This is a genomic window from Serratia sp. CY84636 (genome assembly GCF_052166245.1).
Classification (GTDB): domain Bacteria; phylum Pseudomonadota; class Gammaproteobacteria; order Enterobacterales; family Enterobacteriaceae; genus Serratia; species Serratia nevei.
In genome coordinates, this window is the sequence record NZ_JBJNOX010000002.1 from 740,425 (window position 1) to 765,162 (window position 24,738).

25 protein-coding genes are annotated in these 24,738 nt (G+C 57.8%); 19 read left to right on the forward strand and 6 right to left on the reverse strand.

Features of this window, described 5'->3' with window-relative positions; genetic code table 11:
* Positions 1-121: 121 nt before the first annotated feature.
* The 9 genes from ACJ8QI_RS08105 to ACJ8QI_RS08145 all read left to right on the forward strand — a co-directional run bounded on the left by ACJ8QI_RS08105 (position 122) and on the right by ACJ8QI_RS08145 (position 10,945).
* On the forward strand, positions 122-346 hold the full coding sequence (locus ACJ8QI_RS08105) for a hypothetical protein (protein ID WP_060433068.1): 225 nt from the start codon (positions 122-124) through the stop codon (positions 344-346).
* A gap of 300 nt (positions 347-646) precedes the next feature.
* Positions 647-2,251 (forward strand): AMP-binding protein, encoded by a 1,605-nt coding sequence (locus ACJ8QI_RS08110; protein WP_060433069.1) that lies wholly within the window; start codon positions 647-649, stop codon positions 2,249-2,251.
* Positions 2,248-2,976, forward strand: a complete 729-nt coding sequence (locus ACJ8QI_RS08115; protein ID WP_141968842.1) for a thioesterase II family protein — start codon at positions 2,248-2,250, stop codon at positions 2,974-2,976. Before ACJ8QI_RS08110 ends, ACJ8QI_RS08115 begins: the two co-directional genes overlap by 4 nt.
* Positions 2,977-3,018: 42 nt before the next feature.
* Positions 3,019-4,047, forward strand: coding sequence for a PLP-dependent cysteine synthase family protein (locus ACJ8QI_RS08120; protein WP_060433071.1), 1,029 nt, complete (start codon positions 3,019-3,021; stop codon positions 4,045-4,047).
* 22 nt (positions 4,048-4,069) lie between these two features.
* The gene (locus tag ACJ8QI_RS08125) at positions 4,070-4,627 is read left to right on the forward strand and encodes an allene oxide cyclase barrel-like domain-containing protein (protein ID WP_442532326.1); all 558 of its coding nucleotides are present in this window, start codon (positions 4,070-4,072) and stop codon (positions 4,625-4,627) included.
* A gap of 40 nt (positions 4,628-4,667) precedes the next feature.
* Positions 4,668-5,843, forward strand: coding sequence for an NAD(P)/FAD-dependent oxidoreductase (locus ACJ8QI_RS08130; RefSeq protein ID WP_442532327.1), 1,176 nt, complete (start codon positions 4,668-4,670; stop codon positions 5,841-5,843).
* A gap of 13 nt (positions 5,844-5,856) precedes the next feature.
* The gene (locus ACJ8QI_RS08135; protein WP_442532328.1) at positions 5,857-8,736 is read left to right on the forward strand and encodes a type I polyketide synthase; all 2,880 of its coding nucleotides are present in this window, start codon (positions 5,857-5,859) and stop codon (positions 8,734-8,736) included.
* Positions 8,737-8,752: 16 nt separating this feature from the next.
* A complete protein-coding gene (locus tag ACJ8QI_RS08140; RefSeq protein WP_141968831.1) occupies positions 8,753-9,790 on the forward strand; it encodes a Glu/Leu/Phe/Val dehydrogenase dimerization domain-containing protein in 1,038 nt (345 codons plus the stop codon).
* Between the two features lie 57 nt (positions 9,791-9,847).
* Entirely contained in the window at positions 9,848-10,945 is a 1,098-nt protein-coding gene (locus tag ACJ8QI_RS08145; protein ID WP_442532329.1) for a hypothetical protein, read from the forward strand.
* A gap of 52 nt (positions 10,946-10,997) precedes the next feature.
* Here ACJ8QI_RS08145 and ACJ8QI_RS08150 read toward each other — a convergent pair whose 3' ends face one another.
* The 3 genes from ACJ8QI_RS08150 to ACJ8QI_RS08160 are packed head-to-tail and all read right to left on the reverse strand — an operon-like array spanning position 10,998 to position 14,116.
* A complete protein-coding gene (locus ACJ8QI_RS08150; RefSeq protein ID WP_442532330.1) occupies positions 10,998-11,939 on the reverse strand; it encodes a sugar phosphate isomerase/epimerase family protein in 942 nt (313 codons plus the stop codon).
* A gap of 10 nt (positions 11,940-11,949) precedes the next feature.
* Positions 11,950-13,125 carry a Gfo/Idh/MocA family protein gene (locus ACJ8QI_RS08155; RefSeq protein WP_442532331.1) on the reverse strand — a complete coding sequence of 392 codons (1,176 nt, stop codon included), beginning with the start codon at positions 13,123-13,125 and terminating at the stop codon, positions 11,950-11,952.
* Positions 13,112-14,116 (reverse strand): substrate-binding domain-containing protein, encoded by a 1,005-nt coding sequence (locus ACJ8QI_RS08160; RefSeq protein ID WP_442532332.1) that lies wholly within the window; start codon positions 14,114-14,116, stop codon positions 13,112-13,114. Before ACJ8QI_RS08160 ends, ACJ8QI_RS08155 begins: the two co-directional genes overlap by 14 nt.
* A gap of 317 nt (positions 14,117-14,433) precedes the next feature.
* On the opposite strand from ACJ8QI_RS08160, the gene ACJ8QI_RS08165 reads away from it, so the two are divergent.
* From ACJ8QI_RS08165 to ACJ8QI_RS08175, 3 genes are all read left to right on the forward strand, one after another.
* Entirely contained in the window at positions 14,434-15,444 is a 1,011-nt protein-coding gene (locus ACJ8QI_RS08165) for a LacI family DNA-binding transcriptional regulator (RefSeq protein ID WP_442532333.1), read from the forward strand.
* Between the two features lie 39 nt (positions 15,445-15,483).
* On the forward strand, positions 15,484-15,996 hold the full coding sequence (locus tag ACJ8QI_RS08170) for a hypothetical protein (protein WP_060418879.1): 513 nt from the start codon (positions 15,484-15,486) through the stop codon (positions 15,994-15,996).
* An 85-nt stretch (positions 15,997-16,081) separates the two neighbouring features.
* A complete protein-coding gene (locus ACJ8QI_RS08175; RefSeq protein ID WP_070914325.1) occupies positions 16,082-16,462 on the forward strand; it encodes a nuclear transport factor 2 family protein in 381 nt (126 codons plus the stop codon).
* A 504-nt stretch (positions 16,463-16,966) separates the two neighbouring features.
* On the opposite strand, the gene ACJ8QI_RS08180 is transcribed toward ACJ8QI_RS08175, so the two are convergent.
* Positions 16,967-17,161, reverse strand: coding sequence for a GrpB family protein (locus tag ACJ8QI_RS08180; RefSeq protein WP_442532334.1), 195 nt, complete (start codon positions 17,159-17,161; stop codon positions 16,967-16,969).
* Between the two features lie 271 nt (positions 17,162-17,432).
* Between ACJ8QI_RS08180 and ACJ8QI_RS08185 the strand changes: the two genes are divergently transcribed.
* Complete coding sequence (locus ACJ8QI_RS08185) at positions 17,433-17,810, forward strand: VOC family protein (RefSeq protein ID WP_141959227.1); 378 nt, start codon at positions 17,433-17,435, stop codon at positions 17,808-17,810.
* An 85-nt stretch (positions 17,811-17,895) separates the two neighbouring features.
* Here the strand turns inward: ACJ8QI_RS08185 and ACJ8QI_RS08190 are convergent, their stop codons facing one another.
* Entirely contained in the window at positions 17,896-18,354 is a 459-nt protein-coding gene (locus tag ACJ8QI_RS08190; protein WP_336843521.1) for a YbaK/EbsC family protein, read from the reverse strand.
* A 168-nt stretch (positions 18,355-18,522) separates the two neighbouring features.
* Here ACJ8QI_RS08190 and ACJ8QI_RS08195 point away from each other — a divergent pair, with 168 nt between their 5' ends.
* Together ACJ8QI_RS08195 and ACJ8QI_RS08200 are read left to right on the forward strand one after the other, a co-directional pair.
* Positions 18,523-18,948, forward strand: a complete 426-nt coding sequence (locus ACJ8QI_RS08195; RefSeq protein ID WP_060433083.1) for a DUF2231 domain-containing protein — start codon at positions 18,523-18,525, stop codon at positions 18,946-18,948.
* A gap of 10 nt (positions 18,949-18,958) precedes the next feature.
* Complete coding sequence (locus ACJ8QI_RS08200) at positions 18,959-20,260, forward strand: PQQ-dependent sugar dehydrogenase (RefSeq protein ID WP_230489820.1); 1,302 nt, start codon at positions 18,959-18,961, stop codon at positions 20,258-20,260.
* A gap of 40 nt (positions 20,261-20,300) precedes the next feature.
* On the opposite strand, the gene ACJ8QI_RS08205 is transcribed toward ACJ8QI_RS08200, so the two are convergent.
* Positions 20,301-20,909 (reverse strand): class I SAM-dependent DNA methyltransferase, encoded by a 609-nt coding sequence (locus ACJ8QI_RS08205; RefSeq protein WP_442532335.1) that lies wholly within the window; start codon positions 20,907-20,909, stop codon positions 20,301-20,303.
* A 231-nt stretch (positions 20,910-21,140) separates the two neighbouring features.
* On the opposite strand from ACJ8QI_RS08205, the gene ACJ8QI_RS08210 reads away from it, so the two are divergent.
* From ACJ8QI_RS08210 to ACJ8QI_RS08225, 4 genes are all read left to right on the forward strand, one after another.
* On the forward strand, positions 21,141-21,542 hold the full coding sequence (locus tag ACJ8QI_RS08210; RefSeq protein WP_442532336.1) for a DUF2946 domain-containing protein: 402 nt from the start codon (positions 21,141-21,143) through the stop codon (positions 21,540-21,542).
* Positions 21,543-21,767: 225 nt separating this feature from the next.
* Complete coding sequence (locus ACJ8QI_RS08215) at positions 21,768-23,834, forward strand: TonB-dependent copper receptor (RefSeq protein WP_442532337.1); 2,067 nt, start codon at positions 21,768-21,770, stop codon at positions 23,832-23,834.
* 141 nt (positions 23,835-23,975) lie between these two features.
* Positions 23,976-24,137, forward strand: coding sequence for a hypothetical protein (locus tag ACJ8QI_RS08220; protein WP_162838235.1), 162 nt, complete (start codon positions 23,976-23,978; stop codon positions 24,135-24,137).
* A gap of 110 nt (positions 24,138-24,247) precedes the next feature.
* Positions 24,248-24,727: a GNAT family N-acetyltransferase gene (locus tag ACJ8QI_RS08225; RefSeq protein WP_442532338.1), complete on the forward strand. Its 480-nt coding sequence runs from the start codon at positions 24,248-24,250 to the stop codon at positions 24,725-24,727.
* Positions 24,728-24,738: the final 11 nt, after the last annotated feature.

The following is a 24,738-nucleotide window of genomic DNA, read 5'->3' on the forward strand; positions in this document are numbered from 1 at the left end:
AAGTAAGAGTCTCGCTGTGGGGCGGGAGCCTGGCCATCTCAGGCAAGCGTTAAAATACCCATTGACCGACTGACGGTCAATATGAATAATTATCAATACCATTTAACGATTGGATAACATTATGAAGACTCTGGATGATTTATTGGCGCTGTTAGCGGAGGTGGGTGTACCTGAAGACGTACTGCAAGCGGCGGATGGCAGCTGGCAACTGCGCCAGGATTTAGCGCTCAGTTCGGCGGAAACCGTGGCGTTGCAGGCTCTGTTGAAGGCCCGCCGCGTCGATGCGCCCTCGCTGTGGGGAGGACAAGACTATTCATTAGATCAGCTTATTTCTGAAATGTTATAAGCAACTATGAAAAAAACATTGTTTATAACCTTATGTTTAAAAACAAATTTACGACAAAATGGCCCGCATGAAACATAAGATATACAAATAATTAACCCCAAAGTAATTGACTGACGGTCGGTCGTAGTGTTTGATGGCGACCAGAAAATGAAGTGTTTTTGAGTCCATTTTGCTTTTCATTGTGAGCCAATACAGAAGTAACGGCGCCGCCTGACCGAGGTGCCGAAAGCTGTTTGTTTAACGAATTGTGATTGAGAAAGATAACAGTCAAACAGTGAGTTAACTCATTATGGAGTCGCTATGGTTAGTGTTGGGGATTCAATCAATCAACGTTTATTAAAGGCCCTTCAACAACATGGACAGCGCCCGGCGCTTTTTGAACGCGGGGAGATTTACAGTTACGACTGGCTGAACGGTGCGGTCGCTTCAGCCGCCTTGAAGTTGCGCCAATTAGGCGTGCAAAAAGGCGATCGGATCGCGTATCAATTGCGCAATACCCGTGAAGCGGTTGTCGTCATGCTCTCTTCGTTGATGCTCGGTGCGATCCCGGTGCCGATATTACCTTCTTATCGTGAAAAAGAGCTAAGGCACATTCTGCATCTGACCGCGCCGAAAGTATTTGCCTTGCAGCGCGGTTCCCGTCGCTATAACCCACTTGCCGCTCTGCAGACGCTGTTGACGGAAGGTCTCAATATCGATGTGATACTGGTCGAAGATTACGACGACGCCGGGCACGATACTCGCTACCTGAACTTACAACAGTTCTGTTCACCCCTGGTGCCTTCGCCGCCACTTCACGCCGTCACCATGACGCCGTCGGATACCGCCGTCATGTTGCTTTCGAGCGGCACCACCGGTTTGCCCAAGGCGATCGCCCGCAAGAATGGCGGTTACAGTTATATGATCGAATGCGGCTGTGACGTGTTTGCTCTGGACAGCCAGTCGGTCTATTTCGCTGCGATGCCGGTTTCACATGGATTCGTCATCAATTGCCCCGGCATACTGGGTACGCTTTCTCGCGGCGGCGCTGTGGCGCTCGCCGATGCGCCCTCGGCGGAAACGGCGTTGGACGCGATCGAGCGATGCGGCGTGACGCATACCACGCTGGTGCCTGCGCTGCTGTCGCAATGGAGCGAACTGCAGCAAAAAACGCCGCGCAACCTGGCAACGTTGTGGCATGTCCAGGTGGGAGGGGCCAGAGTGACGCCAGAGCTGGCGGCCTCCTCGTCCCGCAGTCTCGGCATTACCCTGCAGCAATGTTATGGCATGAGCGAAGGGCTACTGTGTTTTAACGCGGTTGACGATGACGATGCGGTGCGGTTCAGCTCTCAGGGTCGGCCTTTGAGTCCCTATGATGAAGTGCTGATCGTCGATGAAAATGGCTGTTCTTTGCCCGTGGGTAAATCAGGTGAACTGATCACCCGCGGCCCTTATACGCTCACCGAATACTACCAAAATCCCCAGGCGAATCTTGCCGCATTTACCGCTGACGGTTTTTACCGCACCGGCGATCTGGCGCATGTCGATGCCGCAGGCAATATTTTCATCGATGGGCGCGTCAACGATTCGATTAACCGCGGGGGAGAAAAATTCAGTCCGAACGAGATAGAAGAACTGGCAGAACAACATCCTGCCGTGGTGCGAGCCGCTTGCGTGGGCATGGCGGACGATCTGTACGGTGAGGTACCGTGTCTGTTTGTCACCAGTACGGATGACACGCTGACCCTCAGCGCATTGCGCCGTTTCTTTGAGAAAGAAGGGCTGGCGGCGTTCAAGGCACCGGAAAAATTGATCGTCATCGACGCCATCCCCATGAAAGGCATCGGCAAGATAGATCGCCTGACGCTGCGCGATATGCTGCGCCAGGAGCAGTCCGTCAGAAACACGGCGGGGTTGAACTCATGACGCAATTGCGCACTTCTCTCGGCTGCGCGGTGAGACTCAGCCGCCCGCGCAGTTCGCCGGTCACCAAACAATTGGTGGTCTTTCCGCATGCCGGCGGCGGCGTTGCGTTCTACCAGCACTGGCGAGAGCTGCTGCCGGACGAGGTGGATCTGTTCATCATGCAATATCCCGGCCGGGAAGAAGCGCAAGACGCGCCGGCCTGGGAAACGGCTCAGTACGCCATTGCGCGCTGCGTCGATGCGCTGCATGCCTCGCTGGGCATCGCACCGGCGGTGATTTTCGGTCACAGCATGGGCACGCTGCTTGCCCTGCAGGTTGCCGCGGCGCTGCAAACGTCGCGCTTTCGCATCGACACCGTTTTGTCGGCCCAGCGCGCGCCGTCAGAACTGAAATTACTCCAGCAGGAAAGCCAGCGACAAGAAGTGTTGGACCACATCCTGGCATTCAGTGAAAGCAGCGGCGCGTTGACGCTGGATGCGCTCACTCGCCCGCTTGTCACCCGATTGATACAGCAAGACCTACGGCTGCTGGGCGAACTCAGCGCAGAACCGTTGCCCGGCCTGCAGCCGCGCATTTGGGGCGGCGACGACGACCCGTTGGTTAGCCGCTCCGCGCTGTCGCAGTGGAAAAAAGAACTCCCTGGCAGCCAGGTTCAACTCCTTACGGGCGATCACTTTTATTTCATGCAGGATACCGCTGCATTTCTCCGCCGGCTGCTTCAGTAACGCTGGCTTATTTGTCAACCTATGGCTTTAAAGGAACCTCTGATGAATTTTGAGCTGTTTAACCCACAGGATTGCGCACCGGATACGGAGAAAGCCTTTACTCTGTTCCCCCAGTTGAAAAAATTCTATGCTGCGTTAGGTAACACCCCGCTGGTTGAAGTGCCCTCGCCAAAGGGGAAGGCGTCGATTTACGCCAAGTTCGAGTTTGAAAATCCGTTTGGCTCGGTGAAGGATCGCACCGCATTCGGCCTGTTTTGCGATGCCATCAATCAACACGATTTCGCCGCCGGCGAATTGAAATTGCTCGATTCCTCGGGGGGCAATATGGCGAAAGCGCTGGCTAAGCTCGGCAACATGTGCGGGATAGCGGTGCAGGTGGTGATCCCGGATTCATCCCCGCAACCGTTGATCGACACGCTGAAGGGGGACAACGCCGTCGTTACCCTGGTCGATCGCAATCAGTTCCTGCTCGGCGTCATTGCACGCAGCCAGCAGATTGCGCATGAAGATGGGAGTTGGACGCTGTTATCCCAGCATCTCAACCTGGTTAATACCGCCGTACATCAGCATGCGACGGGCGCGGAGATCCGTCGGCAGTTGAACGGCGAGCGTGTCGATGGTTGGGTGTCCGCGGTAGGGACTGGAGGCACACTGTCTGGCGTTGCGGCGGCGCTACGTCAGGATAACCCACAGCTGATCGTGTGGGGCAGCACGCCGCGCGAACTGCCTTACGGTACGTTGTCCGCCCCGAACGGAGAACCGAAGTTCGCCGGTGCCGGCGGGTTGGGATTTGGTTTTCGCCAGCCTTTCATCAGTAAGCTGATGCAGCAAGAACCGCCTTTCAATCCGGTTTCTTATCGGGAAGCACTCAGTGCGATGCATGAGTTCCATCAACTGACCGGCGTCAAAATCGGTGCCTCCTCCGCCGCCAACTGGAAAACGGCCTGTAAGCTGGCTGAAACGTTGAGTGCAGATCAACGCATTGTCACGCTTTTTGCCGACGCGGGTTCCGATATCGACCGAGAAAAAGGGCGTGAGTGGTTCAAACAATCTGAAGCCTTATCGGTTTAACAACACCTCAAAGGAATATTTTATGGAAATTATACAGGGCAATAATAATGTATTGTCTGAGTTAATTACGCTTGGCGATTATGTTCGGGAATTAATCGGTTCCGGCAAAAGCACTGCGGAAATTGAACGTGTTCTGGCATCGAAAGACGGCTATAAAAATGTCACGATCCTTTCCGTTATAGAAATGGCCAATATTACCTTCAACGCGAAAACGAACAATGCGCCTAACGTGGGTGATGCCAATTCACACACTGACCTGCTGGTGGATCAGCAAGGGCGTGATATCGGCACGATGAAGGGCCAGGGGTGGAAAATCGCGTCACTGTCTGACGACAGCGTGATTTCCTGGTATCACGAAGCCGCTGAAACGCCGCTGGGACGGATCGAAACCGCCGGCATTTGGAACTCCAGCGCCATTTGGGCAGGACAATGGCAATCGCTGTTCGCTGCCGGCGTTAGCGGGGATGTCATGGGGAAAATCGGCGTTCGTCAGCTTTATCAGGATATTCCGAGAGAAAAATATCTGACGCTGATCGTTCTGTTGCCGTTGGATCAGATTAAAAGCTTAATTAAAAAATAATTCTACCAAACACACACAATATCCATTGCGAGGGATAGGTATGCACACGTCAGTACACTGGGATGTCATTATTATCGGTGCCGGCCCCATAGGGCTGGCCGCCGCGTGGAATTATGCGCGTGAACATCAGGATCATAAAATTTTGGTGCTGGAGCAATATGCGCTATTTACGCAATTAGCGGGTACCAGCGGGGAGGAACGCCATTGGCGTTTGCAATACTCGGAATTGGAAATATTCCGCCTTACCCTGGAAGCCGACAAATTATGGCGGCAGTTGGAACAACAGGCGGACAGAAAACTGATCCACCGTATTGGCAGCCTGTGGTTCGGCGATGCGGATGTCTGGACCAATGAGGGGCAGATCCGTCAAACCATGCTGTCGATGGATGAGATGAGATTGCCCTATGAACGTCTGACGATGCGCGAAATCGAACGGCGCTACGGTTTTACCGGGCTGGACAGCAACTATGAAGGGTTCTTGCAGCAAGACGGCGGGGTAATCGATGTTAAAGGTACCCTGACGTCGCTTTATTCTCTGGCTAGCGAGGCCGGCGTGGAATTCCAGTTCCAACAATGCGTGAAGGCCGTGGAGCCGGATGCGCGGGGGGCAACGGTGCTGACGGCGCAGCATCGCTATCGCGCCCGTAAGGTGCTGGTCGCTGGCGGGCCGGGCAGCAAGAAGCTGCTGCGCCAGCTGGATATCGATCTTGCGCTTTCCACCTATGAGATGGCTTGCATCAGCATGCTGCGCAGTCAGCGTCTGGGGGCCAACGATCCCTTCTGGTTTGCTTTCCAACCGCCGGTGGAGAGCGACAGTAACCTGTTTTACGGTTTCCCGCCCAATCCGTGGTCAGTCAATGGATTTGACCGACTGGGGACCGATTTTGAAGTGGATCCGATCACCGAAGCCAATGTGCCGAGCTATCGGGCCAACCCGCAACACGTTGAGCGAGCGCTGGAGTTTGCCCGGCGGCATATGCCGTTCCTCAAGCCGGACAAACAACATTCCGCCGCGAGCTGTCTGGCGGTGTTGCCTACCGATCCGGCGCGTCAATTCTATCTCGACAGCGCCAAGGGCCGCTGCCACGGCGGCGAGCATCTGGTGGTGTCGGCAGGCGGATGGGCATTCAAGTTTACCCCTCTGATGGGGCAAATTTGCGCCGATCTGCTGGCGGAACGAGAACCGCGTTGGGACATCAGCGCATTGCGCTTCTAATCGGAGAACCTCTATGCAGCAGGTGAACAGCAATGACCGGGATATCGCCTTGGTGGGCATGGCCTGCCGCTTCCCGGGCGCCGAGGACGTGGAAAGCTGGTGGCATAACTTGATCAACGGCGTCGAATCGCTGGTTCGCGTCGACAACGAACAAGTTGACTCGGCCGACGGGGGCTATATTCCCGTCGCCGCACCGGTAGCCGGCGACATATCCCGCTTCGACGCGGGATTCTTCGGCCTGAGTGCGCGCGAAGCGCTGCTGATGGATCCCCAGCATCGGCTCTTTTTAGAGTGCGCCTGGCACGCTCTGGAAAACGCCGGGGTAACGCCGGGTGAGCTTGACGATACGGGCTTGTTTGCCGGCTGTAGCAGTTCCGATTATTTGCATCAGGCACAGGGCTCTGCGTTGCTCGACAAACTCAACCCTTCGCCGTTCGAGCGGCAAATCGCGAGCGACAAAGATTACCTCACCAGCCGAGTGGCCTGGCACCTGGGCATCGGGGGGCCGGTGTGTAATGTACAGGCCGCTTGTGCCACTTCGCTGGTGGCGGTTTACGAAGCGGTTCACGCGTTGCGCAGTGGCCGTTGCAATATGGCTATGGCCGGCGCTTGTACCCTCAGGCTCCCGCAACATGAAGGATATTTCGCGCAGCAAGGCATGGTGTTTTCCACCGATGGGCACTGTCGACCGTTTTCTGCAGATGCCAGCGGCACGGTGTTCGGCAGCGGCGTCGGCATTGTCGTGCTGAAACGGCTGTCTGACGCACAGGCGGCCGGTGACGACATCATTGCGGTGATCAAAGGCGTAGCGATGAACAATGACGGCGCGCGCAAAGTCAGTTTTACCACCACCAGTTTGCACGGCCAGCAACGCCTGCTGCGCCAAGCTATGGACGATGCCCGCCTGGCACCGGAAGATTTTCGCGCCGTCGAAGCGCACGGCACGGGAACGTTGGCCGGGGATCCCATCGAATTTGAGGCGCTGAACGGCGTTTTCCGCGAGCGGACGACGCACCGGGCTTTCTGCGCCATCGGTGCCGTCAAGGCTAACGTCGGGCACCTGGAAACCTGCGCCGGCATGGCGGGACTGATCAAGGCCGCGCTGCAAATCAAACACGGTTGGCTCACGCCACAGATCAACTTTGACTCGCCGAACCCGGAAATGGCGTTGGCGGATAGCCCGTTTGAGTTTCTCTGTTCCGCTCAACGTTGGGATCGCGACGATCCACGCAACGCCATCGGCGTTAGCGCCTTCGGCATCGGCGGTACCAATGCGCATGTCGTGCTGGCAAGGCCGCCGAAAACGCCTCAAATGCGGGCGGCGATAGCGCCGTTGGCGACTGTCGTGCCGATCAGCGCGCAATCGGAGCAGGCCTGGCATCGCTTGGTCAAACGTTACCAAAAGCGGCCATGCGGCGAGAATGACGAACGCCTGGCCTGGAGCGCACAAAGTGGAAGAAAGTCGCTGCGTTATCGCGGCACTCTGCATATCGGCGAGCAGGGCGTGTTGAGCATGAAAGAAAGCATGGTGGATACGGGAAAAGGGCGTTTGTCGGTGGTTTTCCAATTTCCCGGGCAGGGAAGCCAGTTTATCGGTATGGCCAGCGAACTGATGGCGCAGGATGCGACATTCAAAACGCTGATGAATGACAAGCTGCAGATATTGCAAACACAGGCTGCACTGGATCTCTCCCCGTTGTTTACCGGCCAGGCGGCCCCCGAAACAATTAACAACACGGCCTTGACGCAGCCGGCCCTGATCGCCGTCGAGATCGCCGTGGCCGAACTGTTGAAACATTACGGCGTCGAGCCGGATTGGGTCGTGGGGCACAGTTTGGGTGAGATTGCCGCCGCCTGGGCCGCCGGTGTGTTCTCGGCGCAAGACGCGTTGGTGTTCGCCGCCCGGCGCGGGCATCTGATGGCCGGGCTGCAGCCTGGTGCGATGCTGGCGGTAGAACTGAGCGCTCAGCAAGCCCAACCCTGGCTTGGCGATCGGCTGTCTCTGGCGGCGGAAAACAGTGAGAACGGCTGCGTGCTTTCTGGCCCGGTGGCGGCGATTCGCGCCTGCGAAGGACAGATGCGGGACAGGGGAGTACGTTGCAAGGTGCTGAGCGTTTCGCACGCGTTCCACTCGGCGTTGATGGATCCCATTCTTGATGAACTGGCCAGCATTGCGCCGCCGCCGCGTGAATCGACGTCGAGCGTCCGCTACGTCTCCGCATTGCTGGCGACCGAAGTCGCTCCCGCGGCGCTCGATGCCCGCTATTGGTCACGCCATGCCCGTGAACCGGTGGATTATCACCGCGCCTTGCAACACCTACCGCGGCGCGGAAAAACGCTTTTCATCGAAGTAGGGCCGGGATCGACACTCACGGCGCTGGTCGCGCAGCTAAAATCCGCCGGCACCGTAACGGCGGTGCGCACCTTGCCGCGCCGCGACGAAGCCCAGAGCGAAACCGCCGTGTGGATCCAGGCGTTGCAAAAAATCTGGCGTGCCAGCGTCAACGTTAACTGGCGCCGCCTGTGGCAACAGCCTCCTTCCCGCATTGCATTGCCAATGTATCCCTTCGATCCGGCGCAATGGTGGTTGGGCGAGCGAGATATGCAGGGGCCGGAAGCCGGGCGAACATCGACGACGGCGGATAAACCCGATCCGCAGATGGCGCGCATCTGGCGCATTTGGGGCGACGTGACCGGCGTGAACCCTGATTCCAACCACTGCGACTTTTTTGACGCCGGCGGGCAATCGCTGATGGCATTGCGGCTGATGGCCTTGTTGGAACAAGAGTTTGGCCGGTCGGTAGGCATGGCCGATTTCCTTAAGCGGCCAACGCCGTGGGGCATAAAACAACAGTTAGACCAGGCTGGAGCATTCGAGCAAGAATCCCATTAAAACAGGATGGCAAATTATGTCAGTTAACAATGAATTGCTGAATACGCACAACCAATATCAGGTAGAAACGATCGTAATCGATGACGACACGTCATTCACTCTGGCTTACTCGTCGCAGATCAAGCTGCTGCCGGCCAATGGCGGGATCCGCTGGCGCAACTATGCGTCCCGCCAGCAGCAGGAAGAAGAGGCGATCATGCTGGCGCAGCGCATGTCGCTGAAGCATGGATTGTACAATACCGGTTTCAGCGGTGGCAAAATCGTGGTGAACAGCAAGCGTTCTCCCCAAGAACAACCGGCGGTGCTTGAAGCGATCGGCGACCTGCTCAATCGCTATGGCGGCACCATGTTTACGGGATGCGATATCAATACTGGCAATCGAGAGATGGACTATTTGCGGCAGTTTACGCCATGGATCCTGAATGCCATGGACAGCCCGCAAGTCGACACGTCGGTGGCGACGGGCTACGGCGTCTGGAGCTCGATGAAAAAGGTGTTGACGCTGCGGCTCAATCATTTGCCGCGGGCCCGCATTGCTATTCACGGCATGGGTAAAGTCGGGGCGGAAGTGGCGAAACAAAGCCTGCTGTTCGGTTGCGAAGTGACGGCGTATGACATCAATCCTGCGGCGCAGTTCCCGCCTGGGGTCCGCCGCGTCAGTGAAGACGAACTCTGGGCGCAACCCAGCGAGGTGCTTTGCATCGCGTCCTTGTCCAACATATTAAATGCGCAGAACGTTGAACAACTGAATACGCGTTGGGTGATTAGCAGCGCCAATTCGCCGTTCAGTACGCCGCAGGCAGAACAGCGGCTGCTGGCGCGCGGCATCCACTATCTGCCGGACTATGTCAGTAATGCCGGCGCGGTGATCTGCGACAGCATCGAAATGGCGTTCACCGACCGGTATAACCAAATGAATCAGGAACAGGTCAATGCCTATGTGCATTCCGTGATTGGCGCCAAGACCGAGGAGTTGCTGCAGCGTGCTCAACTGCTCAATTGCGATGTCGGGCAATTGTTGCAACCGATCAAATCCGCCGCCATGGTGGCGTAACAATGGGCCGGGAAGCCTGCGCTTTCCCGGCCTTAGCTGTTTAACGGGCATAAATTCATGATCATCGTAAAAGACGCTTTGCGGAGCAAAGTGGAAACCGAGTCACAGGGGCACCGCACCGTGCTGTATACAGCAAGTGGTCAACCCAGTTATATGCATGTGATCTCTCGCTTTACGCTGCAAGAGGTCACATCAGGGTTAGGAGAGGCGGTTCATCCTGCCTTTATCGTCAACGGCCAGCTTAAAGACGCCTTTTTTTATGGCTGTTATCCAGGAACTCTGGTCGATGGAGAACTGGTCAGCCAACCCGATACGGCTCCGGCGAGCTGGCACGATCTGGCCACATTTCGTCGGGCGGTGGCGCGCAACGGCGCCGGATGGCATATTGGCACCAATGCGGAATGGGCCGCGCTGATGTTCTGGTGCCGCCATCAAGGATGGCCGGAGTTGGGCAATACCGAGAGTGGCCGGTCGCATCACGATCGCCGTCAGTATGGTAAACGATGCGACGGCGGTGCCGTGGGCGATGAACAGGGCGATCCGACAACCTTTACCGCATCCGGCCCGGGAGCCTGGTATCACGACGGTACGCCGTACGGCATCGGCGATCTGTGCGGTAATTTGTGGGAATGGCAGCACGGGCTGAAATTGGTCGCGGGGGAAATTCTGCTCTTGCCGGATAATGACGCCGCAATGCCAATGACCGACGATGAAGACGAACGCTGGCGCGCGGTCGACCTGGCGACAGGGGCATGGGTGCTGCCCGGCAGTGGAGGGACGGCTAAATTCGATGCAGTCTCACCCATTCGTACAGGCAATGCCGGCGCGCCGCTTATTACCGACTCTATTCAGCATTTTAACGGCGATCCGCAGGATAACGGATATCCGCCTGGATTGATGGACGATGCGTTCGATCGTATTCGCATGGCAAGCGGGGCACCGTTACCGGATGTGTTGAAAATTCTTGGCATTGTCCCTCATCACCGGTGTGCGGACGGCGATCAGGTTTATCTGCGTAATTACGGTGAACGCATTCTGATGCGCGGCGGCGCCTGGTATTCCGGCGCCGCCGCCGGACTGAGGACGCTGTGCCTGAGCCATGGTGCGGGGCACGCTAGTGCTACGGTCGGCGCCCGGCCAGTATGGTGTTTGTAAGCTGTTGGCGATGCACGGGCCTGCGCAGCGGCCGTGGCCGCCGCGCAGGGGGTTATTGGCTGATCGTCTGCTGCAGCGCCTGAACGGAGGAAACGATGCCGGCATCGACCGACATGGTCAGGTCTTCCATTTCCAGCGACACCCAGTCGTTGTAGCCCATCATGCGCACCACCGAGAAGAACGCCTTCCACCACTGCAGATCCCGGCCGCAGCCGACGGCGACATAGTTCCAGGCGCGGCGGGCCACGTCGTCGATCGGTTTGGTCTCCAGCAGTCCGTTAACCTCAACGACGCCGCGCTCAAGGCGCACGTCTTTGCCGTGTACATGGTGAATGGCGGGGCCGAGGGCGCGGGCCACCGCGATGGGATCCGCACCCATCCAGATCAGGTGGCTGGGATCGAGGTTCAGACCCACCATCGGGCCAACGGCCTCGCGCAGCCGGAACAGCGTTTCCGGGTTCCACACCAGCATGGCGCTGAAGTTTTCCAGCGCAAAGCGCTCGACGCCGCACGCTTTGGCCCGGGCGACCAGCGTCTGCCAATAGGGGATTGCCACTTCATTCCATTGATAGTCCAGACAGTTTTTCACCGTCGGCGGCCAGCTGACGGTATAGGTGATCCAGTTGGGAATGGTGTCATGCGGGCTGGCCGGGGGCAGGCCGCTCATCATAACGATCTTTTTCACCCCCAGCAGCCCGGCCAGCTCCAGCGTATTGTCGGTTTGGCGCTGATGGCGTTGCCCCAGTTCGCCGGGATCGAGCGGATTGCCGGAGACGTTGAGCGCGGCGATCTCCATGCCGCGGCTGGCCAGCGCCTGCTGCAGCTGCCGGCGTTTGGCGGGGTTAGCCAGCAGATCGTCGGTATCCAGATGGGGCGCCGGAGACCAGCCGCCGGTGGTCATTTCCACGCCGCGCACCCCCAGCTCCAGCAGCCGATCCAGCATTTGCTCGAAGGGTAAATGACCCAGGCTGTCGGTACAGAATGAAAGTTTCATGGTGCTTTCCTTATTGGTAATTAACCCAGGTGGCGCCGTTGTCGGCGGAACGAACGCAGTTTTCAATCCAGCGCACGCCTTCCAATCCGGCGTCGATATCCGGATAGATCAGCGCGGCCAGCGTCTGCCGATCGCCGCGCTGGCTGGCGCTGATGGCGATGGCGAACTTGAGGTAGATATTGGCCCAGGATTCGGCCAGCCCTTCGGTATGCAGCGCACCGAGCCGCTCTTCGGCCAGGGCGCTGTCGTCCAGATAGGGCATGCCGTGGTGCAGCGTTTGGTTGGGCCGCCCCTGGATCTCATGGCGCAATTCGCCGGGGGCAGCGTCGCTCCACTGCAGGCTGGCGAGCGAGCCCACCACGCGGATGCTTTGGCTGTCCATTGCGCCTGCATTGACGGCGGAGGCCCACATGCGGCCGACGGCGCCGTTTTCGTAGTGCATCAGCACCATGGCGTTGTCTTCCAGCGGGGCGCGAGAAGGAATAAAGCTCTGGCGATCGCACAGCAGGGAGGCAATCTTCATATCGGGCATCACCAGCTGCGAGATGTAGAAGGTATGGGTGGAGATGTCGCCCAGCACAAAAGAGGGGCCGGCGATTTTCGGATCGACGCGCCACTTTTGCGCCTCGAACGTGTCCGCGCTTTCGTTGGCATTGAAACCGTGGGTGTATTGCAATTCGACCATGCGTATTTCGCCGATGTCGCCGTTCGCGATCATGGCGCGCATCTGCATCAGCAGCGGATGGCCGGAGAAGCCGTAGGTTACGCCGACGATCAGGCCTTTCTCCGCCGCCAGCGCCTTGATTTCTCTCGCCTCCGCCGTGGTGAAGAACAGCGGCTTTTCGCAGATGACATGCAGGCCGGCATTCAGCGCGGCGCGCGTGATTGCATAATGGGTGCCGTTGGGGGTGGCGATGGTCACCACCTCAACGCCATCTTCGCGGTCGGCTTCTTGATCCAGCAGCTGTTGATAGTTGTCATAGCAGCGTTCGGCGGGCACGCCGAGGTTGACGCCAAACTCACGTCCGCGCGCCGCGTCGATATCAAAAGCGCCGGCAACCAGCCGATAAGCGGTGTTGTCGCGCAGTGCGCCGGAACGGTGCTTGTAGCCCACCTGGCTGAGGCGGCCGCCGCCGATCATCGCCCAACGCAGCGGACGAGGGATGCTTCTTTCACCATTTAACATGCTGACTCCTGATACTGTGGTTTTGCACTCGGGTGCAAGATGGGTTGAAAAAGAGAGTGGCAACGGTTTGTTTCTGGTTCATCTGTGCAAATTGCGGGTAGTTTTCTCGCGTCACGGTGGCATAAGGCACCCAGTTGTAAGGCTCGGTTTTAGTGTGATCCAACATCGCTCGGGTCACCTGCACCGCGCCGATCGCCTGGGCTTTGGCATCCTGGAAAATGGTCACCGCCAGGTCGCCGCTTTTGATAAATTGCAGGCCGTCTGGCGTGCCGTCGATACCGGCGACCAGCACGCCATTCTTTTTGGCCTGCTTCAGCGCCATGATCGCGCCGATGGCCATCTCATCGTTGTTGGCGGCGATCGCATCGATCGGCGTGCCGTTCAGCAACCAGCCGGAAACCACGTCGACCGCTTCATTGCGCTGCCATTTTGCAGTCTGTTTCTCTACCACTTTCATGTCTTTGTGTGTGGCGATTACCGCTTCTACCGCACGGGTGCGTTCGCGGGTTTCTTCGTTGGAGAGGGCACCCATCAGGATCGCCACGTTGCCGCGGTAATTCATTTTTTTCGCCAGGGCCTCCATCTGCAGGCGGCCGCTGAGCGCCGAATCGGAGCCGACGTAGGCCGTCGCGCCGCTAAGCGGCACTTCGGGCTTGCGGTTGACGAAGATGAGGGGGATCGCGGCGCGTTGGGCAGCCGTTATCATCGGCTGGACGCCTTGCGTATCGACCGGGTTGAGGATAATGGCGTCCACGCCCTGATTAATCAGATCGTCTACCTGCTGCACCTGCAGGGCGACATCGCCCTTGGCATCGACGAACTGGCCTTGCAGCTGCTGCGCAGCCAGTTCTCGTGCCATTTGGTTGCGCAGGATGGAGACGAAGTTGAGATCGAAGTTGGCCAGCGCCACGCCGACCTGGTAGGTCTTGGCCTGGGCGGTCACGACAAACAGCGAGCAGGCTAACATCAACAGCAGTCTGGTTTTTTTCATTACGGTATCCTGTCGAGATGAGAGGTGTTGTGTTAAAGCAGTGTATTTGCAACCGGGTGCAAAACAAGAGACAAGACGGCGATGAGTCTCTGAATGCCACCGTGAATGTCGGCTATGGATAAAATTCGGTCAACTGGGGAAAGGTGAAAACAGCGTGGACGATCACAAACTCTTTACCTTTTGCACCCGGTTGCACAACAAATTGCAATCGGGTGCAAAAACGGGACATAATTGCAGCAGGAATGCCGACGGGCGCTTAGGGGATCTGAGCGAGCAGGGTATAGTTTGACTTCATCGAAGCCGGGATCGACGCAACCATGATAAAACACCACAAAGCCACCGCCAGCGACGTCGCCGAAAAGGCCGGCGTCTCTAAATGGACGGTATCGCGCGCCTTTACGCCCGGCGCGTCGATCTCGGACAGCGCGCGTGAAAGCGTACTGGCGGCGGCAGCCGAGCTGGGCTATCGGCCAAACCTGCTGGCGCGCAGCCTGTCGCAAAAACGCACGCACATCATCGGCGTGGCCATCGACGAGATGAAGAACCCGCATTCGATGATGATGCTCGATATGGTCACCAAACAGCTGCAAACCCGCGGCTATATGGCGCTGCTGCTGAACATCACCGCCGGGGAAAACTACCGGGCGGTGATGGCGATGGCCGATCAGCTGCAGGTCGATGGCATTTTGTTCCTGGCGACGGTGTTAACCCAAGAGTGGGCGGCGATCGCGCAAGACCTGCATCAGATCCCGCTGGTGCAGGTGTGCCGCAATACGGAAAGTGAACACATTGATGTGGTCAATATCGACGGTTACCGCGCCGGCGAAGAGATCGCTGAGTTGCTGATAGAACAAGGGCATCGGCGCTTTGGCTACATGAAGGGGCCGGACACGCAAAGCAGCCATTTGCTGCGCATGGAAGGCTACCGCGACAAACTGATGGCCGTCGGCTTTCAGTTGGATCGGGTGCTCACCGCCGGCCACTACGATCGCCAACGCGGTTTCCAGCTGATGAGCGAATACCTGCAGGCAACGACGGAAAGCGAGCGGGTTGAGGCGCTGTTCTGCGAGAACGACGTGTTGGCGCTGGGGGCGCTCGAAGCGCTCAGGCAAACGGCGCCGTCGTCCGCGATGGCCGTGGTCGGTTTCGACGATATCGATGAAGCCGGCTCAGCCAATTGGGCGCTGACCAGCTACAGCCAACGCATCGACCGGCTGGTCGAGGAGGCTTTGAATCGCCTGATCGACAATCGCGCCACGGCAGACGGCGCCTGGCGACACGGAGAGTTGCGGGTTCGGCGGTCGCATTTGGCTGGGAAACCGGCGTAAGGATTTCTTTTTGTGTGACAATGTCACTATTGAGGCTTGATGAGAGCACATCGAGATAGAAAGAAAAAACTCTATAGAAGAGAAAGCGTGACATCCAGAGGGCCCATAGCCAGCGGTGGTGAGTACCGCTGGGAACGGCATAGCAAACAGCTGGATGATGAGCAGTTGCCGCTGCGTGAAAGCATGCATGGGCGGATACAACATGGCATGGATTACACGCCGCTATTTCAATTTTTGCTCAGTAAAGTGGGCCAACCCTGGAGTGAAGTGCACAGCGAAGCGGTTAGTCGGTTGGATAAAGAAGCACCTATTTTTTACCTGGTGGCGCTGCACCGTAAAAACTGGCAGAGCTATGTCTGCTGTGGTGAGTCGAGCTATTACAGCGGGCTATGCATAGATGAGCACGGGATACTGCAGAAAGTGAACCCGGCATTCACCGCAGAAGATGTGCCGGTGAGATGCCGCTGTTGTACCTATACGTTCAACGGGGAACTGGTGCCCGTCACGGAAAAAAACTGGCAAAAACCCTATGAGAAGGAATCCTGGGAATAGTCAGGTTTCACGAGTGTCATTCAGATGTAGATTGACTGCCGAAGTTTGCCAGATTTCACGTAGCGCGATCAAAAAGGAGGGCATTTTGACCCATTTTGCACAGTGGCTTAGCCAAATTCAGGCGCTTGAGGTTGAACTGCACCAGCCAACAACGCGCTGCGATCCGAAACATGTCGCGGCATTGTTGCATGAAGACTTTGAAGAGATTGGTCGTTCAGGCCTACGTTATGACAAATGCCAAACCGTTGCGGCGCTGGAGATGGAAACGGATTATCCGCCAATTTTCGCCGAAGGTTTTAAGCTGGCGAAAATCAGTGAAGGCGCCGTGTTGCTGACGTACAAAAGTTTTCAGCGTGATGCGCAGGGCCGCGCCGTTCGTTGCACTGAACGCTCATCGATTTGGCTGCTGACGGAAAAGGCGGGTTGGCAGATGCGCTTTCATCAAGGTACGCCGGCAGAGGATTGAGCTGAGTTTAAAAAGCTGATCGAATGGAGTCATTTAACTCACGCTATATTTACTATTACCTTAGCCACTAAGAGGATAGTAGTAAGAGGTTAGGGGTTCTATGGAAGAGCCCCGATAAGCAGCAGAGAGTTACGTACTCAGGAAAGCTCCACGCCATGGCGGTTAGCATTCATCACGTTCAATTTAACATAATATACATTATGCGCACCTTGGTAGTGATATGTGGATTCTGCCGTCCAGGCCTGATTCATGGGCTTTCTCCTGCGGCCAACCATGCCGGCGCCGGCTGCTCATGCCGCTGAACTAATTCGTTTTTCAACCGGCCATAAGCCGCTGGATTTTGCCGGCGGTCTTCTGCAGCCTGGTGTTTGTGTTGCTCAGCAATACCATGATGCTTGCGCAGTAAATCTCTGAACGCCAACTCTGTTCACTTGCTGCAGCAACGCCTGCCGGTAATGCCATTCTCGCCACGCGGCGTAGATCTCATATCATGCATCTTGTCATTCACACCATCCAACGCCGCCAGGCTTTCAATCTCCAGCAAGATATCAATCGTTGGTTTGGCACAGCTGTACTACCGATATGATGAATTGCCGTTAACACACCAGCCAATATCTCGCGTAGTTTCAGCGCTTCATCTTGATAACGTTCCAGCCACTGCGTCTCATAACCCTCGAACGTGATGCTGCGTGCTGCCATTTCCCGCTTCAGTAATGATGACCGGATATGATTTTCTAAGGCGCATACCTGCCGATATTGGCCAGAAATCCCCTGCTTTTTTGATCGCGCTACGTGAAATCTGATAAAACGTGGCGGCTACGGTACTGCAGATTTCACCCAAACGCGTCACTTAACGGGCACTTTTTGTATGCTAAATGCGCATTGGCGTGCGTTTGCATCGCTTTCGGCGCCCACCACGGCGTTGGCTATACTGAATGGGAACATTCTTCCACGCTCCAGGAGCCTCCCCATGTTTGACCATGTGAAATTTGGCGTCAGCGACTTCGCCCTTAGCAAAGCGTTTTTCCTCAATGCGCTGGCGCCGCTGGGCGTAAAGATCGTTGCCGAAGGCGAGCCCGGCTATGGCGTCGAACTTTGTCCCGATCGGGGTAACGTGTCATTGTGCCTGTTTCAAACCGATGAAAAGCCGGCACACCTGCACCTGGCATTTGCTGCAGGCAGCCGTGAACAGGTCGATGCGTTCTACCACGCTGCGCTAAATGCCGGCGGCATAGACAATGGCGCGCCCGGTTTACGGCCCAATTACCATGCCCACTACTATGCGGCATTTGTGATCGCCCCGGATGGCCATAATATCGAAGCGGTTTGCCATAACCCGATGAGCTAATGATTTTTCCTGTTAAAACAGTAGATTAATCACGAGGCAATGCATTTGATTTAACATAACGCAGTTGTGACGACGTCACTTAACGTTACCCCGTCACGTCAATCCACTCTGCTCCGGTGATGCTGGCCAGCCGCTGTGGCGCAATTCTCACGCCTGAGTTATCGCTGCCACCTGCCGGAAGCACTTCACCGTAGCTGCACAGGCTGCGATCGCAGTAAATTCTCACCGCTGCCGGTGCGGCAAAGGGGCAAACGCCGCCGGGCGGATAGCCGGTCAGCGCCTCCACCTCCTCCGTCGGCAGCATGCGCGCCTTTACGCCGAAGAATTGTTTGTACTTCTTGTTGTCGATTCTGGCGGTTCCCGCCATCACCAACAGCACCACGCCATCGTTCACGCGAAACGACAGCGTCTTGGCGATCTGCCCGCTCTCCACGCCAAAGGCTTCCGCCGCCAGCGCCACCGTGGCGGTATTCTTTGTCAGCACCGTCACCGCCGTTTCCGGGGCGTGCTCGGCCAGAAATCGCTGAACGCGCTCTATACTCATGCCCTTTCTCCCGATGTTGCTAAGCCATTGATAATGCCGCAGTGAGGGTTCAGGTTTTAACATCGCATGCTAAAAATGAGAATCAAAATTGTTCAAATCGGTAAATCTGAACAAAGCTTTAAGGGGCCAATGCCCTTTTTACCTATCATTTTTCATGGAGATACCTGCATGACCACGCAAACGACAGCAAGGCCCTCGGCGGCCGCAGTGGCCGTCTATGAATGGCTCAACCCGATACCCTATGGATTTTTCACCGCGGCGCTGATCTTCGACATCATCTATGCCTGCACGGCGAACATTCAGTGGGTCAATGGTGCCGGCTGGCTGATCGCCATTGGCCTGGTTTTTGCCATTATTCCCCGGCTGATTAACCTGGTGCAGGTGTGGTTCGGCAGCGGCCGGCGGCAGGGTTCATCGGTCAAACTCCATTTCTGGTTGAATCTGATCGCCATCGTTTTCGCCATCATCAACGCTTTCGTGCATAGCCGGGATGCGTACGCCGTGGTGCCGGAAGGCCTGGTGCTATCTGCCATCGTGGTCGCGCTGCTGAGCGTGGCTAATGTTCTGCTGGCCCTTGCCACCCGTGCAAAATAAGGAGGTTTTCATGAAGCTATCATCCCTGGCGCTCACTCTTGCTGCCGTTTTGGCGGTGGCCGGCTGCGATAACAGCGCCGTCATTTCGCCGGAACAACAAATGGGCCCGGATCCGACATTACCGCCGGCGCAAAACTTTCTGATCCCGCCGATGCAGGTGCCTAAGGGCGTGGGTTGGCAACAGAACCAGATGCCGAAAGTGGCCGAAGGATTGAAAATCGACAAGGTGGCGGACGGTTTGCTGCATCCGCGCCAGCTGCTTACCCTGCCCAACGGCGATGTGTTGGTGGTGGAAGCCAACGGCCCGGGCACCGAAGCGGTCAGCACGACCAAGCAGCTGATCGCCGGGCTGGTGAAAGGCCAATCCGGTAAAGGCGGCAAAGGCGGCAACCGCATCACCCTGCTGCGCCCAACTGCCGACGGCGGCTGGGAAAAGCATATCTTCCTCGAGGGGCTCGATTCCCCGTTCGGCGTCCAGTTGATTGGCAACACCCTGTACGTGGCCAACACCGGCAATATCATGCAGTACGCCTATCAGCCGGGCGAAACGCGCATCAGCGATCCGGGTAAAGAGCTGGCCGATCTGCCGGACACCATCAACCACCACTGGACCAAGGCCCTGCTGGCTAGCCCGGACGGCAAAAAGCTGTATGTCGGCGTCGGCTCCAACAGCAACATCACCGAGAATGGCCTGGCCGTAGAGTACCGGCGCGCCGCGGTACTGGAAGTGGACACCGCCTCTGGTGCCAGCCGCATCTTCGCCAGCGGCCTGCGTAATCCGACCGGGCTGCAGTGGGAACCGCACAGCGGCAAGCTGTGGGCCATCGTCAACGAGCGTGACGAGATCGGCGCCGATCTGGTGCCTGACTATCTGACCTCGGTGCAGGACGGCGGCTTCTACGGCTGGCCTTACAGCTATTTCGGCCAGCACGTCGATCGTCGGGTGCAGCCAGCGCGGCCGGATCGGGTGGCGAAAGCCATCAAGCCGGACTACGCCCTGAGCTCCCACGTCGCGCCGCTGGGGCTGCTGTTCTATACCGCAAGCGCACTGCCGGCCGAGTATCGCGGCGGCGCCTTTGTCAGCGAACACGGCAGCTGGGATCGCTCGCCGCTGAACGGCTACCGGGTCAGCTACGTGGCGTTCGAGCAAGGCAAGCCGGTCGGCAAACTGAAAGCGGTGGTGACCGGATTTGTCTCCGACGACGAGAAAGAACTCTATGGCGCACCGGTAGGGTTAGCGATTGACACGTCCGGCGCCCTGCTGATTGCGGATGACGTGGGTAACACCGTTTGGCGCGTCAGCGCTAAATAACGTTAACGGGCAGGTTCCGATGAACCTGCTCGTGACATTGTCACTCAACGGCTTGCGCCAGCCAGACCGTTCTTCCCCCGCAGGCGGGATCTTCCACCACATGATCCACCACGCGGAAGCCATTCTCCTGCAGCAAGCGCGTGTACTCCTCCGGCGCCAGGCTGGCGTGAAACAGCGGCTGGCCTTCAAAGCTGCCAATCGCCACGCCGTCTGCAGGGCCGCTGGTGAACATCAGTGCGGCATGCTGCCCGGCATGACGTCTGAACAGCGGAAACATGCGGCATTGATCGTCGCGCGCAAGATGGAAGAAGCTGTCCCAGGCCAGCAGGCCGTCGAACTTCGCCGCTAAATCCAGCTGGCGCATATCCATTTGCCGCCATTCCTGCTGCGGAAAACGCTGCCGGCAGCGCGCGATCATCGCCTGCGCACCGTCGATGCCGGTCACCCTATGCCCCTGTTCGATAAAATAGGCGGCAATCGGCACGCCATTGCCGCAGCCAAGATCCAGCAGCCGCGCATTGGCCGGGGTGAGCCGCAAAAAGCGGTCGAGCCACGGCCGTTCAAACAGCGTGGTGGGTCTGAGACGCTCCCAGGTGGCGGCATGTTCGTCATAAAGCGGGATAATGGTGCTCGCCAGTTTTTCCGTCATTAATATTGTCCCCGTCACGTTATTGGCGCAAAAAAAAATAGCCCTTGGTCAGAATTAAAGCGCTTATCCGATAATATATTCATCAACAGACCGTTGACCAGAAATAAAAGGTTTTAACATTTCGACATAAACCAGTACAATTCCCTACCCTGTGTTAACCCTTTTTTTAGGTTGATTGTGTCGTTAATTCAGCGCTCTGCATCGCGACATCGGGCTGCCGCCTGGTTAGGGATGTTTGCCATTCTGATGTTGTTCATTGCGCCGGTGGTCTCGCGATCCCTGGAGCATGTACGCGCCGGAAGTGCTGGAACGACCGCCATGGCGGATTGCGGCATGCCGATGCCGATGCATCACGGGATGCACTCGCCGCCGCCTGAGCCTGAAAAAGCCTCACAGCCGCTGATGCAGCACGGCGGCGGCCACCACAACATGGCGATGATGATGGACGACAGCGCCTGCGGCTACTGCGTGCTGTTGCTGCACGCGCCGCTGCTGGACGTGAGCCACGCCCCGCTGTTCTGGTCTCAGTCGCTGGCTTCACGCCCGCCGCCGATTCACTATCTCGTTCCCCTGTTTGCCCACGTCGTTCACACAGAATTACAGCCGCGCGCGCCCCCCGTCTCTTTCCTCTGATTTAACAATAAGCCCATTGCCGTTCTCTGTATTGCCGTTGATTGCTTCAACCCGGCGGAATTAATTCGCCCAACGATTAATCACCGAGACGACATTATTAATCCGGTTATTTCCACGCTGATGGAATTAACCCCCGTATTTTCCGATGGTGATTTTCGCCAGGCCGCCCCACGCCTGAATAATCCCTCGGCCAAGAACGGAAAAGAGTTAGCTTAAGGAAAGATGATGTTTAAACCGACTTATAAAAAGAACGCCGTTACCCGCGCCATCACCGCCGCCATGCCGCTGTTCCTGCTGGCCGGCCACGCGGCACAGGCGCATCAGCACCCTACCGACGCACAGGTTAATGATGGCGACGTGATCACCGTCACCGCGCCGCTCTACTCTCCGTTGACCATCGTCACCTCGCCGAAAACCCCACGCCAGCCGGTGCCGGCCAGCGACGGTTCGGACTACCTGAAAACCATCCCCGGCTTTTCACAGATCCGCAACGGCGGCACCAACGGCGATCCGGTGTTCCGCGGCATGTTCGGTTCGCGGTTGAAGATCCTCACCGACGGTTCGGAAATGCTGGGCGCCTGCCCAGCGCGGATGGATGCGCCGACCTCTTACATCTCGCCGGAAAGCTTCGATCTGTTGACCATCACCAAGGGGCCGCAGACGGTGCTGTGGGGGCCGGGATCGTCGGCGGGCACGGTGCGTTTCGAGCGTGAACGCCCGCGCTTCGACAAGCCGGGCATCAAGGGCAGCGCCAGCGTACTGACCGGCTCCAACGGCCGCTGGGACGAGAATATCGACGCCAGCCTCGGTGCCGAACAAGGCTACTTGCGGGTGATGGCCAACAAATCCCGCTCCAACGACTATCAGGACGGAACGAATACGCGCGTGCCGTCACGCTGGGACAAGTGGAATGGCGACCTGGCGCTCGGCTGGACGCCGGACAACGACACGCTGCTGGAAGTGACCATGGGCCGCGGCAACGGCGAAGCGCGCTATGCCGGCCGCAGCATGGACGGTTCGCAGTTCAAGCGCGAAAGCCTGGGCATGCGGGTGGAAAAATCCAATATCGGCGAGGTGCTGGATAAGCTGGAAGCGCAGGTCTACTACAACTACGCCAACCACGTGATGGACAACGTCACCCTGCGCTCGCCGGGCAGCGGTGGCATGGGTGGCCACGGTGGCCATGGCGGTATGAGCATGGGCGGCCACGGCGGGCATATGATGTCCTCCGGCATGACGATGCAGCTCGATCGCCGCACCGTCGGCGGCCGCGTGATGGGCACCTGGCAGTGGCAGGACGTGAAGCTTGAAAGCGGCCTAGACACCCAAACCAACACTCACCGCAGCATGAGCCGCGGCAGCTGGGAAAAAGACGCCCAGTTCAACAGCTACGGTGCCTTCAGTGAGCTAACCTGGTCCACCAGCGAGCAGGATAAACTGATCGGCGGCGCGCGTCTCGATCGCACCCTGGTGGAGAATTTCCGCAGCGGCAGCGATGGGGAGCGTTCAGACACCCTGCCGAGCGGCTTTATGCGTCTTGAGCATACGCTGGCCGACCTGCCGCTGATGCTGTATGCCGGCGTCGGTTATACCGAGCGCTTCCCGGATTATTGGGAGTTGTTCTCGCCGAAGCTAGGCCCGAACGGCAGCAAGGATCCGTTCTCCAGCGTCAAGAGCGAGAAAACCACGCAGCTCGACATCGGCGCGCAGTACAACGGCAAGCGCTTCAACGGCTGGGTCTCCGCTTATGTGGGCCGCGTCGATGATTTCATCCTGTTCAAATACGATCCGCACAATGCGCGCCTCAGCCAGGCCGATAACGTCAACGCCAACATCATGGGCGGTGAAATGGGCATGGGTTACCAGCTGAGCGAGCACTGGAAAACCGACGCCAGCCTGGCCTACTCCTGGGGCAAAAACACCAGCGACGGCCGGCCGCTGCCGCAGATCCCACCGCTGGAGGCGCGTCTGGGGCTCACCTATGAGTACGGCGACTGGAGCGGCACCGGGCTGTGGCGTTTGGTCAGCAGCCAACACCGCGTGGCGATCAACGAAGGCAACGTGGTAGGCAAAGACTTTGCCGAAAGCGCCGGCTTCGGCGTGCTCTCCGCCAACGCTGCCTACAAGGTGAATAAAAACGTCAAGCTGAGCGCCGGTCTGGATAACATCCTGAACAAGACCTACAGCGAGCACCTCAACCTGGCGGGCAACAGCGCCTTCGGGTATTCGGCCAACAGCGCGGTGAATGAACCGGGCCGCACACTGTGGGCCAAGGTTAACGTCACCTTCTAAACCGTCCACCGGGCGATGGGCAACCGTCGCCCGGTCAGGCGATATGCGATCCGGTTCTTAGGATATGAGTTTTAAGTTTTTCCCATTCGGTTGAGCGGCGATTAGTATCACTCTCAATGTAATCAAGGATCCGGAGGGAATATGCAAAAGCTCACTCGTTTTCTGGCCCTGCTCGGCGAGCTGATGATTGAAAAAGCCGAAGACGCCGCGCCGCAGGCTGCTCAGCCTGACGATCGCGACGACGCGTTGCCACCACGCCTCGAACGCGGAGTTCCGCTGGCCGACCGCTTCCTGTTCATGTAATTCCCCCCACTGTCTTTTTGTCCGGCACGTTCCGGTATTTCATTATCGGACGCCTGCGTCTATCTTCTTTCGATGGTTCCAGCCGATTCATCATAGGAGATAGCAACGCAATGAAGATCAGAACGGTAACCTCGCAAGACGCTGAAGCCCTGACGCAGTTATTGAATGACGTGATCGGCGCCGGCGGCACGACGGCGATAGAAACGCCCCTCACCCCCGCCGAATTCAGCGAATGGTTCATCAGCGGCAGCAATGCGCTGAGCTGCCAGGTCGCGGAGGTGGATGGGCTGTTGGTGGGCTTCCAGGCGCTGAGCGCAGATGATGCCCTGCCGCCCGATACCGCAGATATTGCCACCTTTTCCCGCCTGTCGCCGAAGGTGCGTGGCGTCGGCAGTGCGCTGTTCCCTGCCACATTAGCGGCGGCGAAGTCGCACGGTTTCAAGCACATCAACGCCACCATTCGGGCGGATAACGTCGGCGGCCTCGCCTACTACCACAAAATGGGCTTTCGCGATTACGAGCGTTTGCCGCAGGTGCCGCTCAGCGATGGCACGCCGATCGACAGAATCAAAAAACGCTTCTCCCTTTAACCCGCCAACCC